The organism is Allokutzneria albata (genome assembly GCF_900103775.1).
Taxonomy (GTDB): Bacteria; Actinomycetota; Actinomycetes; order Mycobacteriales; family Pseudonocardiaceae; genus Allokutzneria; species Allokutzneria albata.
The window spans coordinates 4,929,404-4,943,620 of sequence record NZ_LT629701.1 but is presented as its reverse complement, the minus strand read 5'-3'; the positions used below and the strand labels follow the sequence as shown (position 1 = coordinate 4,943,620).

At 67.4% G+C, this 14,217-nt stretch carries 13 protein-coding genes; 7 read left to right on the top strand and 6 right to left on the bottom strand.

Translation table 11 applies throughout. The features are described from left to right. Positions 1-130: 130 nt before the first annotated feature. On the bottom strand, positions 131-1,300 hold the full coding sequence (locus tag BLT28_RS22155) for a DUF222 domain-containing protein (protein ID WP_030428831.1): 1,170 nt from the start codon (positions 1,298-1,300) through the stop codon (positions 131-133). 410 nt (positions 1,301-1,710) lie between these two features. Here BLT28_RS22155 and BLT28_RS22150 point away from each other — a divergent pair, with 410 nt between their 5' ends. Together BLT28_RS22150 and BLT28_RS22145 are read left to right on the top strand one after the other, a co-directional pair. Further along, positions 1,711-2,112, top strand: coding sequence for a DUF4383 domain-containing protein (locus BLT28_RS22150; protein ID WP_052407155.1), 402 nt, complete (start codon positions 1,711-1,713; stop codon positions 2,110-2,112). Positions 2,113-2,209: 97 nt separating this feature from the next. After that, a complete protein-coding gene (locus BLT28_RS22145; protein ID WP_081900201.1) occupies positions 2,210-3,103 on the top strand; it encodes a sigma-70 family RNA polymerase sigma factor in 894 nt (297 codons plus the stop codon). On the opposite strand, the gene BLT28_RS22140 is transcribed toward BLT28_RS22145, so the two are convergent. The 4 genes from BLT28_RS22140 to BLT28_RS22125 form a co-directional block, all read right to left on the bottom strand. Continuing rightward, on the bottom strand, positions 3,073-4,167 hold the full coding sequence (locus BLT28_RS22140; RefSeq protein ID WP_030428834.1) for a TetR/AcrR family transcriptional regulator: 1,095 nt from the start codon (positions 4,165-4,167) through the stop codon (positions 3,073-3,075). The genes BLT28_RS22145 and BLT28_RS22140 overlap by 31 nt on opposite strands. A 132-nt stretch (positions 4,168-4,299) precedes the next feature. Further along, positions 4,300-6,324, bottom strand: a complete 2,025-nt coding sequence (locus tag BLT28_RS22135; RefSeq protein ID WP_030428835.1) for a S9 family peptidase — start codon at positions 6,322-6,324, stop codon at positions 4,300-4,302. A 96-nt stretch (positions 6,325-6,420) separates the two neighbouring features. Next, positions 6,421-7,044: a dihydroxyacetone kinase subunit DhaL gene (dhaL, locus tag BLT28_RS22130; protein ID WP_030428836.1), complete on the bottom strand. Its 624-nt coding sequence runs from the start codon at positions 7,042-7,044 to the stop codon at positions 6,421-6,423. A 13-nt stretch (positions 7,045-7,057) separates the two neighbouring features. Continuing rightward, complete coding sequence (locus BLT28_RS22125; protein WP_030428837.1) at positions 7,058-8,065, bottom strand: dihydroxyacetone kinase subunit DhaK; 1,008 nt, start codon at positions 8,063-8,065, stop codon at positions 7,058-7,060. A 122-nt stretch (positions 8,066-8,187) separates the two neighbouring features. On the opposite strand from BLT28_RS22125, the gene BLT28_RS22120 reads away from it, so the two are divergent. From BLT28_RS22120 to BLT28_RS22100, 5 genes are all read left to right on the top strand, one after another. Next, entirely contained in the window at positions 8,188-8,946 is a 759-nt protein-coding gene (locus tag BLT28_RS22120; protein WP_030428838.1) for an IclR family transcriptional regulator, read from the top strand. 223 nt (positions 8,947-9,169) lie between these two features. Then, entirely contained in the window at positions 9,170-9,490 is a 321-nt protein-coding gene (locus tag BLT28_RS22115; RefSeq protein ID WP_052407157.1) for an acyl carrier protein, read from the top strand. Beyond that, positions 9,483-10,253: an alpha/beta fold hydrolase gene (locus BLT28_RS22110; protein ID WP_043811047.1), complete on the top strand. Its 771-nt coding sequence runs from the start codon at positions 9,483-9,485 to the stop codon at positions 10,251-10,253. The genes BLT28_RS22115 and BLT28_RS22110 overlap by 8 nt, the downstream gene beginning before the upstream one ends. Continuing rightward, positions 10,250-11,428: a glycosyltransferase gene (locus BLT28_RS22105; protein ID WP_030428841.1), complete on the top strand. Its 1,179-nt coding sequence runs from the start codon at positions 10,250-10,252 to the stop codon at positions 11,426-11,428. The genes BLT28_RS22110 and BLT28_RS22105 overlap by 4 nt, the downstream gene beginning before the upstream one ends. Further along, positions 11,425-13,242 (top strand): class I SAM-dependent methyltransferase, encoded by a 1,818-nt coding sequence (locus tag BLT28_RS22100; RefSeq protein WP_052407158.1) that lies wholly within the window; start codon positions 11,425-11,427, stop codon positions 13,240-13,242. Before BLT28_RS22105 ends, BLT28_RS22100 begins: the two co-directional genes overlap by 4 nt. Here the strand turns inward: BLT28_RS22100 and BLT28_RS22095 are convergent. Next, positions 13,212-14,060: a class I SAM-dependent methyltransferase gene (locus BLT28_RS22095; RefSeq protein WP_030428843.1), complete on the bottom strand. Its 849-nt coding sequence runs from the start codon at positions 14,058-14,060 to the stop codon at positions 13,212-13,214. The two genes, BLT28_RS22100 and BLT28_RS22095, sit on opposite strands and share 31 nt — an antisense overlap. Positions 14,061-14,217 lie beyond the last annotated feature (157 nt).

Here is a 14,217-nt window from a genome sequence, read left to right as displayed (position 1 = left end):
TCCTGCTGGGTGGCCTTCACCTCTTCAGACGCCGCACTGTCGAGATCGCTTTACCGCATAGTGGTGTCAGCCTTGCTCTTGGCGCGTGGGCACGGTCTGCTGTGCCGAAGCAGCCGGGGCGGCTCGCTTCTCAAGCCGCATGCGGCCCCGGATCGTCCGATGGCATGCCCTGGGACGGTTTCGGGTCGCCGATCGGCTCGGACTCGCTTTCGTAGACGCGCCCGGACGGCGTCGCCCAGAAGTGCCTGCCGTCGGACAGGTGGTGGCACTCCCAGCCGGACTCGTGACGCATGCGCAAGTGGTACGTGCATGTGGGTTTGATGTCCGAAGCTGACAGTTCTGTGCCGTCGGCCGGCTTGCAATGGTCGATGACGCACTTGCTCGCGGGCTGGTTGCAACCGATCGCCGAGCAGATGCCGTCGCGGACCTTGACGAACTCCTTCAACGCTTCTGAGGGCTCGTACTCTGTCCGTCCCCTGTCCAGAGCGATGCCCGTGGCCGGATCGGTGAGGATTCGCTTCCACGTCCCGCCGGCCGCGATTTCCCTGGCGACCGATGCGGGGATCGGGCCATACCCGGCGAGCGCACCGGGATCGTCGTTGAGGCCCATCAGTGTGCTGAGGGGCACGGTGACCTGGACGTCCGGTCGGCCTTGAGGAGCTGAGGTGGCCTTGCCCAGCAGCAGGTCGAGTGCGACATCCGCTCGCTTCTGATCCAGGGTTCGGGGGTCCCCAGGCACGGCGGCGCTGCGCGCGAGGCGGTCGATGCGATCCCACACCAGCGCTCCACTGACAGAGGTGAGCAGCACGCGGAGTACGCACATGCCGTCGTCGAGGTTCGTCTTTTCCACCTTGCGCTGTCTGGACTTCTCCGCGTGACGTTCCTGCCCGGCTTCCGGGTTCAACTTGAGGACGAGCTGCCGTGCGAGCCGCCGTACGGAGACGTAGGTGCGGGTCGGTGCGTACGCCAAGAGCTTCGCCTCTGCCAGGTCGGCCTGTTCTCCGGAGAGCAGCTTGACCTGACTGACGATCAACAGGGCCTTGCCCATGTCGATCTTTCCCTCGCGCAAGGCGTGGAAGACCGCCGGACGCGAGGTCACTGTCTGGGCTTGGGACAACAACTTGTTGGCGCGATGTATCGACATCGCCAGCATGGCTCCGACCTCGTCTTTGAAGTACGGCGCATCGCGCTTGCCCACGCGCTCGGCGTGCTTGGCCAGGGACTCAGCGAACCGCGCCTGTGCGGCGCACAAGCCGCGGAACGCGTCCTCGAGCTCACGAGTGATTCTGGGATCGTTCATGAGACGACCCTACGACCGGAAAAAGTTGATCAAGCCCCATCTGTCGAGTTATCCACAATTCCCCATAAAACACGTCCTCATTATCGAGACTGCCGCGTACCTGTGGATAGTAAGTGTGGCGTCGGCGTCTCTCGGAGCTACAGTTCTTGGGTTGTGGTCAAGCGGGAGGCAACGCCGCGGCCTAGCGGAACAGGGACTCGTCGCGACAGTTCTTCCTGGTGAGAGGTATCCACGGGACTCGGCTCGTACCAGCTCCGTTGCGAACTCGGCGGGCTGTGTGTATCGAGCCGCAAGGCGGGTAGACGTCCGGCACACGGCAACGAACCGTTGCTGCGAGCTTCAATGGAGGAGTTGTGTCCACTTCTCACGTATCGACCACAGGATCGCGTTCGCTTGTCCAGACGCTGGCGATGATCGTCGGCGTGGTCTTCCTGCTCGTCGGCGTTCTCGGCTTCATTCCCGGTGTGACTACGAACTACGAGACATTGCAGTTCGCCGGCCACCACTCCGAGGCACTGCTTCTCGGGGTGTTCCAGGTGTCGATTCTGCACAACATCGTCCACCTGTTGTTCGGAGTGGCCGGGCTTGCGATGGCCAGAAGCCTCTCCGGCGCCAAGGCCTTCCTGATCGGCGGCGGCTTGGTATACCTCGTGTTGTGGCTCTACGGCTTGGTCATCGACCACGACAGTGGAGCGAACTTCGTGCCGCTCAACACCGCGGACAACTGGCTGCACTTCGTGCTTGCCCTCGGCATGATCGCGCTTGGCTTCATCGGCGGTCGCGGTCGCGCCGACAACCTCGGTTCGAGATGAGCTGAACGCTCGCGCAGCGTGTCGTTCGAGAACGCTGTCACAACATTCCGCTCCTGTTCGTCAGTGTCATAGAGGACAGGAGCGGAGGATGCCAAGGGTGAACGACGACAACTGGCTTGCAGGGCAGTTCGAGGAGAACCGCAGTCATCTGCGTTCGGTGGCGTTCCGGATGCTCGGTTCGGTGAGTGAAGCCGAGGACGCCGTTCAGGAGGCGTGGCTACGGCTGAGCCGGGCCGACACGAGCGATGTGCGCAACCTGAGCGGATGGCTCACCACAGTTGTCAGTCGAGTGTGCCTGGACATGCTGCGTTCCCGTGCATCACGGCGGGAAGAGCCCTTGGACGCGCGCGTGCCAGAACAGCCCGACCGCGTCGACCCAGAGCACCAGGCGCTCCAGGCTGACTCGGTCGGGCTGGCACTGCTTGTGGTGCTGGATACCCTCGCGCCCGTTGAGCGGCTGGCCTTTGTCCTGCACGACATGTTCGGTGTGCCGTTCGAGGAGATCGCCCCGATTGTCGGTCGCAGTCCTGCCGCAGCGCGGCAACTGGCCAGTCGTGCGCGGAGGCGCGTGCGTGGCGCTTCACACGAAGGCGAGGCAGATCAAGCGCGTCAGAGGGAAGTCGTCGAGGCGTTCCTTGCTGCCTCCCGCGAAGGTGACTTCCAGGCGCTGCTTGCCGTGCTTGATCCTGACGTTGTGCTCCGAGCCGACGAAGTCGCCGTTGCCCTGTCCGCCGCAGCCAAGGACCAGGGCGCTCCGCCGCTTGCGAGCGAGGTTCGCGGTGCCTCTGCGGTGGCTGACGCGTTCCTCGGACGCGCGCAGGAGGCGCGTCCCGTGCTGTTCGACGGCGTTGTTGGCGCGGCGTGGGCACCTGGTGGCAACCCGCGTGTCCTTCTGGACTTCGTCGTGGCAGGGGGCCGGATCCTGGCGATCGAGGTCGTTGCCGATCAGGAGTACGTGCGTCAGATGGAGCCGGTAGTCCTCGCTGACTGATCGACGGTGACCGAGGTGGCGGAGTGGCATGCGCCGTATCCCTCTGAACGGGCGATGATCCGTCCTCGGGTGAACCGCACGGCCACCTCGGTCACGTCGCTGACGGCTGGCACCCCCGCGGCGGCGGCGAGTTCGGCGTCCGCGTCGAAGACCAGCTGAATGCTCGGCCACGCGGGCTCTGGGAAAGCCTGTCGGAGGCAATGCCACAGGTCCGCGACCGCGAGCCGCGCCAGCGGCGTGAGCTCGGCAGGGTCGCTGGTCACCACCGCGACTGTGATCTTGTCGTGGGCGCGCGCAGCCCGAACGACTTCTTCTGCCGCGGAAAGCCGGTGCAGCCCAAGGACAGCCACCACTCCGTCGCTGCTCAAATCGGCGGGCTCCGAGCGAAGCGAGTTGATCGTGGATGGTGGTGACCACGGTTCATCAACGTGCTTGACCGGCGCGATGATCGGCGGCGTCGGCCAGGAGTCGGCGAGGTCGAGGGCCGCCAGCTGCTCACACGCCTTCACGACGTTGAAGGGCTCCACGAAGCCGGGCGCGGCGGCGGCCATCTGTGTCGCACCGTGCAGTGTGGTGAGTGCTGTCTCGGCGATGCGCACCATGCGGCCGCGGCGCGGTTCCAGGCGTTCCAAGGCGAGGCCGAGCAGGACCGCGTTCAACCGCATCAGCTGCGTGTAGGGCAGGCGCGTGCGGGTTTCGGCCGTGACTTCCGGCATCAAGTCCATGCTCAGCCGGCCAGAACCGTCCCGTTCGCCGATATCGGCCAACGGCAGCCGCGCTACCCATGCGCGCGCGATCGCTCCCAAAGCCTCCTGAGCGGTCAGACTCGGCTCGGCGTGGGGCGGCATCGGAGCGTTCTCAGAGAGGTTGGCCAGCACCGCGAAGTAAAGCGCTCTCTTGCCCGGGAAGTTCGAGTAGACAGCGCCTCTGGTGAAACCGGCGCGCTCGGCAATGGCATCGATCTTGGCATCGCGGAACCCGCGTTCAGCGAATTCGTCTCGCGCGGCCGCCAGGATCTTGGCCCGGCTGTTCGCCTGGGTTTGCGCCCTGCTGAGCCGAGCCATGGCACTCCTCGACGTAGCCCCGGTCTGCGGGCCAAGATACCGTCAACTCGACGAGCGACGCGCACGCGGCGGAAGAGCCACGGTGCGCGCCCGGCCCGTGGCGATTGGGCGCGCTGGCCGTGGATCCCTGGATCAGCCGAGCAAATACGGCCGCTGCCAATCCTTTCCGAGCACGTGGTGGTCGAAGAACGCGATGATCGTCGAGTACCAGATCTTCGAATGGGTCGGGGAGAGGATCCAGTGGTTCTCGTCCGGGAAGTACAGGAACTTGTGTGGCCCTGATCCGTCCTCGGCCCGCAGCCGGGCCGCGAGATCCCACCACAGCCGCATCGCCTCGCCGATCGGCACGCGGTAGTCCCGGTCACCGTGCAGCAGCAACATCGGCGTGCTGATGGCGTCGACGAAGTTGTGCGGGGAGTTGGCGTCCATCACCTCGGGCGTCATTTCCCGGCGGAACTCGTACTCCACGTCTGCCGCCGTGTCCAAGTGCCACACGGACGCGTGGCTGGCGATCGCCGAGAACCTGTCGGTGTGCCCGGCGACCCAGTTCGCCATGTATCCGCCGAAGGAGCCACCGACCACCGCTGCTCTGGAGGAATCCACGTCAGCGCGCTGCTGTGCGGCATCGGTCATCTCCATGAGGTCCGTGTAGGGCTTGCCGCCCCACTGGCCCCAGCCGCGCCGCACGAAATCCAGTCCGTAGCCGATGGACAGCGCGAAATCGGGCATCAGGACCGCGTATCCCTTGGCGACGTAGACCCATGGATTGGCGCGCCATGACCAGGAGTTGACCGACATGACCGGCCCGCCGTGGATCTTCAGCACGAGTGGTGCGGGCGTGTCCGCGCTCGCGTCGTGCGGAAGCGCGAGCCACCCGCGCACCGGCGTGCCGTCCGCGGCGGTGATCGTGATTTCCTCCAGCCGCCCCGGCAGGTCGTACTGAGCCTTGAGCACCTCGGCGGGTCCTCGCAGCGGCTCGACGCCGGACTCACTGATGCGGACCGGCGCAGGCGGACTGTCGACCGCCGAGCGGAGCGCGTAGATCTTGCCGTCCTGCGAGATCTGAACATCGGAGTACGCGGCGTCGTCCAAGGTGAGCCGAGTCGCCTCCCCGGTCTCGATATCCACTCGCCAGACGGGCGCGCGACCGTGGTCGGCGGCGACGACCACGAGAGCCGCGCCGTCCGGGCTCCAGCAGGCGATGTGCGGCCAGCGGTCCCAGTTCTCGGCCACGTGCCGCACCTCGCCGCCCGCGACCGGGACGACGGCCAACCAGTTGTCCCCGGGGCCTTCTGGCGTGCACCGCTCGTTGACCTCGAACGCGACGTGTTCCCCGGTCGGCGACACCCGAGGCGCGCCGTACTGGTGTGCGACATCGTCGACCAGCGTGCGCCGGTCTCCGGTCGCCAAGTCGATCGCGACGAGGATCTGCCGCTGTGCGCCACGGGCTTCGGCGACCGCCCACGAGGCGACCGCAGTGCTGCCGTCTGGCGTGATGTCCCAGGAGCTGCTGTCCCACAGTGCCCGGCCGACGTGCCCGGTGACATCGGTGATCTCGCCGCTGTCCCCGGTCAGGGTGGTCGCCAGAAGCCGAGTGCGGTCCGGCCCGAGGTCGTGGTCCCAGAACCGGATCGGGTTCTCCTCGTGCAGGATCACCGACACGCCCGCCTTCCGCCGAGCGCTTCGGATTTCTTTGTCCGAGACGAAGTCAGGGGCGGAAGGCATCATGTCCGAGCCGAACACGACGGTCCCGTTCTCGCTGACCACGACGCCTCGAACGCCCCCGGCGGGACTCGCGATGACCCTCGCCTCGCCCCCGTTCACAGGCAGCGACCACAGCGCCGTCTTGGCCGTGTCCTCATCGCTGTCCGGACGCGGCCGCGACGACAGGAAGAGCAGGTCGCCGTCAGGGCCGAACGCGACCGCGGTCTCGCCCTGCTCGCTGCGCGTCAACCGCCGCGCCGGCCGCCGACCATCGGGGTCGACCTCCCACAAAGCCTTGGTGTAGCGGGCGTTTTCCGCGTCCGGAAGCGCCACGCCCACGACGAGCCTGCGTCCGTCCGGTGCGAGGCGAAGGCCTTCGATCCTGGGCAGAGCGATGTAGGAGTCGAGGTCGTCGAACGAGGTAGGGGTTGCGCTGCTGGCGTCGGAGATCACCTGGCTTTCCTATCACCCGGAGTGACGGTCCGGGCCCAATTGGTCAGAACGACCTCCTGGGCGGGACGCCCCCTGGTCGCCGAGAGATGTTGTAGCTCAGCCCTGGGAGGGAGCGGCTGCGTCGAAGAAGTACGCAACGGTGAGAGCGCCCGGGTCGATCACCCCGCGAGCGTGTTCTCCGACGTAGCTCGCGCGACCGCGTTTGGCGAGCAGCTTCTCGGTTGACGCAGCGCCCGCGTGCGCGGCAGACGCGGCTTCGGCCAGGGCATCCGAGACGGTGGCTCCGCGGGCGGCTGCGGCGCTGAGGGCTTCGGCAGCGGGAACCATCGCGTCCACCATCGTCTTGTGCCCGACCTCCGCCTTGCCGAGGCGCTGCACGACCGCTACGGCGTTCGTCGCGGCTTCTCCGAGCACTGCGGCCGTGACGTCCCTTTCCTTGGCGGCCTTGGCGAATTCGCGGAACCACATGCCGAACAACGGGCCGCTGGTGCCACCCGTGTTGAGGAAAGCCTCCGAAACCGCGAGGAACACCTCATGTGGAGAATCCGCTCCAGCTGACAGATTGACCGCAGCTCTGCGCAACGCGGAGCGGAGATTCGTGCCGTAATCGCCGTCGCCCGCCTGACGATCGAGTTCCGTCAGCTCGGAGTCGCGCTCGGCGCCGACAGCGACGAACCGGTCCGCCCAGGCGCGAGCGTGTTCGGTGGTGAGGGTGGTCATCCAGGGCTCCTTGTCACCAGGCGAGTGCGGGCGTATGGACCGGGGCGTTCCACAGTTCGAGCAGCGCGGAGTCGCAACGCACCAACGTGATGGAGCAGCCCCGCATGTCCAGCGCTGTCACGTACGAGCCGACGAGTGCGCGCTCGATGCGCACCCCGATGCCGTCCAAGAACGCTGCAAGCTCGCGGTGCACGACAGAAAGCTCCAGTGCGTGCGTCGAACCGAGACCGTTGACGATCGCGATCACCGAGGCGTCGCGCGTCAGACCGAGTGCGTCGACAACGGGCTTGGTGAGCGCAGGGACGAGTTCGCTGGCGGGGCCGTAGGGGCGCTGCCCGATGCCGCGCTCACCGTGAATGCCGACTCCGAACTCCACCTCGTCGTCGGCCAGGTCGAACGACGGGCGTTGCTGGCCGGGATGAGTGCATGCCTGAAGTGCGAGCGCCATCGTGCGCGAATTCGAGACGACTCGCCGTCCGAGTTCGGCCAGCTCCGTCAGGGACGCACCGCGCTCCGCGGCAGCGCCGCAGATCTTCTCCACCGCGACCACCGCGGCCGTTCCTCTGCGTCCCGGGCCGCCTTCGTCACCGCCGTCCGTCGCGAGGTCGTCGTCGACCAGGACGATCTCCACATCGATGTTCTCCTCGCGAGCGAGCTCCGCGGCGATGGAGAAGTTGAGCACGTCACCGGTGTAGTTCTTCACGATCAGCAGGACGCCGCGACCGCGGTCGGCCGCCTTGATGCCTGCGCGGATCTGGTACGCGGTCGGGCTCGCGAACACCGCTCCGGGCACTGCCGCGTCGAGCATCCCGGGGCCGACGAAACCGGTGTGCAGTGGTTCGTGGCCGGACCCACCGCCGGACACCAGGGCGACCTTCGGTGGGGCGCCGTCCTTCACGACGCGCAACACCAGGGCCGGGTCGGTGCTGACCTCGACCAGGTGTGGATGCGCGAGCTGGAGCCCCTCCAGCGCCTGGGAAACGAACTCGTCCGGATCGTTGACGAACTGCCGTGCGCTCATCGCTCTCCCGTCGTTGGGCATCCGCGAGTCAGAAATCATTTCGACAATGTCGAAATGACGAACGGACGGTAGCTCCGGCGGGCGGTGTTGTAAAGTCCTTGCCTCACGCCAGGGAGGACGTGGTGATCCAGTCCGTCGACCGCGCCATCCGCGTTCTCGGCGTCCTGCACGGTGCCCGCCGGATCAGCCTCTCGGAGCTCTCCGCCCGGCTCGAACTCCCGCCGTCGACGGTCCACGGCATCGTGAAGACGCTGGTCGCGCACGGCATGGTGGTGCAGGACCGGGCGTCGGCGCAGTACCGGCTCGGGCCGGCGGTCCTCAAACTCGGCACCGTCTACCTGCACACGCTCGAGCTGCGCTCGCACGCGATCGCGTGGTCGGACGAACTGTCCGCCAGGACCGGCTTCGCCGTGCGGACCGGCGTGCTGATGCTCGACGAGGTGCTGGTCGTCCACCACTCGCCACGACCGGACGGCTCGCGCCAGATGCCGGAGGTCGGCATCGTCATCCCCGCGCACGCTTGCGCACTCGGCAAGGCCGCGCTGGCCTACCTGCCGGGCCGGGCCCGTGCGCTCCTCGGGGACGGGCCGCTGCGCAGCATGACCGCGGAGACCATCGTCGAACCGGACGATCTGGCCGAGCACCTGGAGCGGGTGCGCGTGGACGCCTACGCCGTCGAACAGGAGGAAGCGGTGCTCGGGGAGTGCGGGGCCGCCGCGCCCGTCTTCGACGCGTCCGGTGCGCTGGCAGGCGCGGTCGGGGTGGTCGTGCCGATGTCCGAATGGCCGCCGGCGGAGTCGGTGCGGTCCGCGGTCCGCGACACCGCGCGGGCGATCTCCCGGGAACTCGGCGCGGCGGGCTGGCCCGGACCGGTCGCTTAAAACCCACTGTTTGCTACGTCATTCAAACGGGTTGATTTAGCCGGAAAGTCGGAGCGCCGACAGGCGAGATCAATCGTCCTCCCGCACGGTAGTGACCGAGGAGCGGGCCCCAGATCCCCATTCCGGACGGTTTGCCGGGGCAAAGGCAAACCTGGTTACCGCCTGCTCTCTCCCTGCGCGCGGCGGGGAGTCCTTCTCGTGCGCTGGACGTCAAGGAGGATGAATGAGCTCCACCGAACTGACGGACGTCGCCGGTGATTACGCGGCGGAATCCGCCGTGCTTGCCACGGTGCGCCACATGCTGATCGAGGTCATCGGCGAGGATTACGCCCTCGGCGTCGACATCGGCATGGACACCTCGTTCAACCGAGATCTCGAACTGGAAAGCATCGAGTTCGTGACCCTCTCGGCGAAACTCCGGGAGCACTACGGGAACACGGTGAACTTCGCGGCCTTCCTCGGCGACAAGGAGGTTGCCGAGGTCGCCGAACTCACCGTGGGCGAGCTGGTCACCTACATCTCCGGCTGCGTGGCCCGTGACTGAGGTCTTCGCCAACAACCTGCGGTTCCACGTCCAGCGGCTGTCGAACTCCGAGCCGGGAGCGGCCGATGACCGGCCGACGGTGGTGTTCCTGCACGGCCTCGTCGTGGACAACCTCTCCAGCCTCTACCTCACCCTGGCCACCACGACCGCGGACCTCGGCGCGCACACCATCTGCTACGACCAGCGCGGGCATGGCCGCTCCGAGCGTCCCGCGACCGGGTACACCCTGAACGATTCCGTCGCCGACCTGAACGCGCTGATCGAGGCACTCGATGTGCGCGGTCCGGTGCACCTGGTCGGCAACAGCTACGGCGGGTTACTGGCACTGGCCTACGCGGCCGAGCACCCCGACCGGGCGGCGGGCCTGCTGCTGATCGAGTCGGTCGTGCCGAGCGAGGGCTGGGGCGACCGGATCGTGGACACCCTGTCGATCGCGCGGACCGGTGCCTACGACGACCGGCTCCGCCACCTCAAGGGCCGCAAGTGGGACAACCTCACCAAGCAGTTCCTCGGCCTGTTCCACGAGACGAGCCTGCTCGCCGACATGGCTGCCGAACGGCCGTTCACCCCCGAACGCTTCGCCGCGGTCGAGGCACCGGTGCACGCGCTCTTCGGCAGCGAGTCGGATCTGCTGCCCGACGCGAGCCTGTTGCAGAAGCACCTTCCCCACTTCGAGCTGACCGTCCTCGAAGGACAGTCGCACATGATGCTCACCCAGGCCTCCGGCCAGGTACGTGAGCAGCTGAGGACGTGGTTGTCATGAGCCGGATCCTGTTCGTGGTGCCGCCACTGGCCGGGCACGTCCTGCCGACGGTGGCGCTCGGGCAGGAGTTGTCGCAGCGTGGGCACGAGGTCGCCTGGGTCGGCCATTCCGAGGTCGTGTGCCGGTTGCTGCCACCGGAGCTGACCCTGTTCCCCGCGGAACGGCCCGGTTCCGAAACCTGGCTGACCGAGACGTACGACCGCTCGCGCGGCCTGCGCGGCCCGGCGGCGTTCCAGTTCCTGTGGAAGGACTTCCTCGTCCCGCTGGCCGGCCGGATGATCGCCGGGGTCGAGGCTGCGGTTCGCGAGTTCGGCGCGGACCTGCTCGTCGTCGATCAGCAGGCGCTCGCCGGTGCGCTCATCGCGCGCAAGCACCGCCTGCCGTGGATCACCTCGGCGACCACGTCCGCCGAACTGACCAATCCCTTCACGATGGTGCCCAAGTTCGGGGCGTGGGTCCGCGCCCAGCTCGACGAGCTCCAGCGGGCGCAGGGGATTCGCCCGGACGACGCCGCGCTCGGTGATCTGAGGTTCTCCGAACACCTCGTGCTCGCCTACACCACGGAGAGCTTCGTCGGGGTGAACGCCACCGTGCCGAGCCAGTGCGTCTTCGTCGGACCGTCGCTGGGCAAGCGGGTCGAGGTCGGCGACTACGACTGGGACTGGCTCGACCCGCGACGCCAGCACGTCCTCGTCTCGATGGGCACGATCGACCGAGAGAACAACGGGAGGTTCCTCAACACCGTCGTCGACGCGGTCGCGCCGCTGGCCCACCGCCTGCAGGTCAGCATCGCCGCGGCGCCCGGACTCATCGACCACAGCCCGGACCACGTGCGAGTGCGCGAATTCCTGCCTCAGCTGGACCTGTTGAAGCACAGCGCCGCCGTCGTCTGCCACGGCGGCCACAACACCGTGTGCGAGTCGCTGGCCAACGGTTTGCCGTTGGTGGTCGCACCGATCAGAGACGACCAACCGATCATCGCCGAGCAGGTGGTGGCGTCCGGGGTCGGTCGTCGGGTGCACTTCGGCCGGGTGCGCCCGGCGGAGCTGCGCGAAGCCATCCTGTCCGTGCTCGACCAGCCGGGGTACCGCGCTGCGGCCGAACAGATCCAGAGCTCTTTCGCCGACGCCGGTGGAACGGTGACGGCGGCCGACCACGTGGAGAAACTGCTGTGAGTCTGTTCGAAGCGCTTCCGCTGATCGTGACAGTCGCATTGGTGCTCAACGCTTTCCGGCTCAGGGGCCAGGTCTCCTGGCTACCGGTGCTCGGCGATGAGGCCTCGCCCGCCGTCGAACGGCACCGGTTCCTCACCGCCCAGGGCGTCCAGGTCGATCAGGCCACAATGGACAGCGCGAGCACGTGGGCCCGGGAGCACGGGCTCTCGGTCCTGGAGCTCGTGCCGCACCGGTTGTCGGTCGGTCAGGCGATCGACCTGGCCCACGGCGGGATGAGCAAGGACTTCGTGGCGGACCGGTTCGCGCACGCGCGCGGGGCCGGACACGCCATCCTGATCGATGAAGACGTCGCCCGGCGCGAAGGCGTCGAGCGAGCGGACGGGTTCTCCCGCGCCGAGCTGACCCGACTGACCGTCCAATTGAAGCGGTTGGCGTGCACCAGCACGGACTACGCGGTAGCGCCGGGCCTCGACGCACTGGAGGAGGACGTCGAACAACGGGTTCGAGTGCTCCGAGAGAAGTACTATGGCGTGCGCAAGGACCTCGTCAGCCCGGCGATCGGTTATGCGCTGCTGATCGCCGGGCTGGTCGTGTCGCCGTGGTGGGGGCTCGGAGCCCTCGCGGCATTCAGCCTCCAGCCCTACCTGATCTTCGCCGGAAGCCCGATCCGTCCGGCGGACCTGCACCGGCACGCGCTGCTCCGCGTGGTGCTCGGACCGCTTCGCTGGGGGCGCACGGTGGTGGCCTTGCTCCGCACGACCGTTCCGGTCGACCCGAAGTTCGCCGAGACGCGCGAGCAGTACCGACGAGACCTCGCCGAGGGCACGAAGCGCTTCTTCGAACCACGCAGGCACACGTGCCCGTGGTGCGGCTCCGAGGACCTTTCCGAGCACGTGCGCGGCTTCGACGTGATGCAGAACAAGCCCGGCCGGTTCGTCCTCGACCGTTGCGGCGAGTGCGGCCACGTGTTCCAGAACCCCCGTCTTTCGCTCGCGGGGCTGGAGTTCTACTACCGCGACTGCTACGACGGCTACGGGAGCGGGCTCAGCGAGGCCGCCTTCGACTCCAACGTCAAGGGGTACAAGGCACGGGCGGAGATGCTGCGGCCGTTCACCACACCGCGGACGTGGCTGGACGTGGGGTCGGGCCACGGGCACTTCTGCAACCAGGCCAAGGAGATCTGGCCGGAGACCGTGTTCCACGGGCTGGACATGACCGACGGCATCGACGAGGCGGTCCGGCGGGGCTGGGTGGAGCACGGCTACCGGGGCATGTTCCCCGACCTGACCGAGGACCTCGCGGGCAAGTACGACGTGATCAGCATGCACCACTACCTGGAGCACACCAGGGAGCCCTTCGAGGAGCTGGACGCCGCGGCCAAGGTGCTCGACGCGGGTGGCTATCTACTGATCGAACTGCCCAACCCGGAGTCGCGCTTCGGCAGGATCCTGCGCGGGGTGTGGATGCCGTGGTTCCAGCCGCAACACCAGCACATGATCCCGTGGCGCAACCTCGAACGCGCGCTCGCCGACCGCGGTTTCTCCACTGTGGACGTTCACCTCGGCGAGGCCAACCAGGCCAACGACCTGGTGCTCGCGGCGTTGATCACCTTCAACCACCTCGGCAACGACCCGAGGTCGCCGTGGAGCAAGGGGGAGCCGACGCTGCTGCGCCGCGCGCGCTTCATCGCCGTGCTGACGGCGGGCGTCCCGTTCATCGTGCTGGCCTTCATCGCGGACAAGGTGATCCACCAGTTCCTGCGCCGCGGCAAGGGCGGCAACACCTACCGGTTGCTGGCCCGCAAGGACGGTTGAGACTCGAACAGGTTGAGCAGGTAGACGCGGGCCTTCCGGCCGTAGAACGCCCTGATCCCGGCGATCGCCACGCGGGGAAGCAGCGGCAGGCGGGAGCGAAGGCCGCGGGGGAGCTGGAGCAGCGTGCGGGACTCGGCGAGGCGCAGGCCGATGTCCCAGCGCTGCACCACTCCGGGGTCGTCGCAGTGCCACGCGTACTCGGCGTCGATTTGCTTCATGAACATCTCGTCACCCTGGTGCTCGACCATCCAACGGCCCGCGGTGTCGAATGCGATGCGGCATCCGGGAAAGCCGTGCGCGAGTTGCCGGAGTGCGCGCCGGACGTCCTCCTCGCGGAGGTAGAGCAGAACTCCCTCGGACACGAAGAAGTACGGCGGCGGCAACTCGCGGACAATGCCGTACCAGGAGTCGTCCAGTACCGAAGCGGCGACCATCCGGCGTCGGTCCGATTCGGTGAAGAAGCGCTTGCGCAGGTCCATCGAGTCCGGCAGGTCCAGCTCGAGCCAGTGCGTCCGCCCGTTGTCCACGCGCTCGAACCGGGAGTTCAGCCCGGTGCCGATCTCGACGACGGTTCCCAGGGGGTGCAAGGAAAGGAAACCGCGCACCCACTCGTCGAGGATCAGCGTGCGCAGCACCGAAGGGACGAGGGTGGGCGACCCGTCGAACTTGGTGAAGTCGTAGTCGATCCGCCGAACCATCTCGTCGGCTTTCGGGTCGCGAAGGATCCCGTTCCGCTTCCGGGTTTCCAAAGCGCGAGCGTAGAGAGTGCTGAGCAGCGTCTCCTGGACATTGCCTAGCTCGATCGAGATGCGCTCCATTTGTCCAGTGATAGCAGCGCTTCCGCTTTTCCACCTGGCGTGTTCGGCGAGTTCATTCGGCCGTGTCGTGGTGGACTGGGGGCATGTTCCGGCGTAGCGCATTCGGGGAGCCCGGCCGTACGCGAACCAGGGACGGCAGGCTTCTGCACCACGTCAC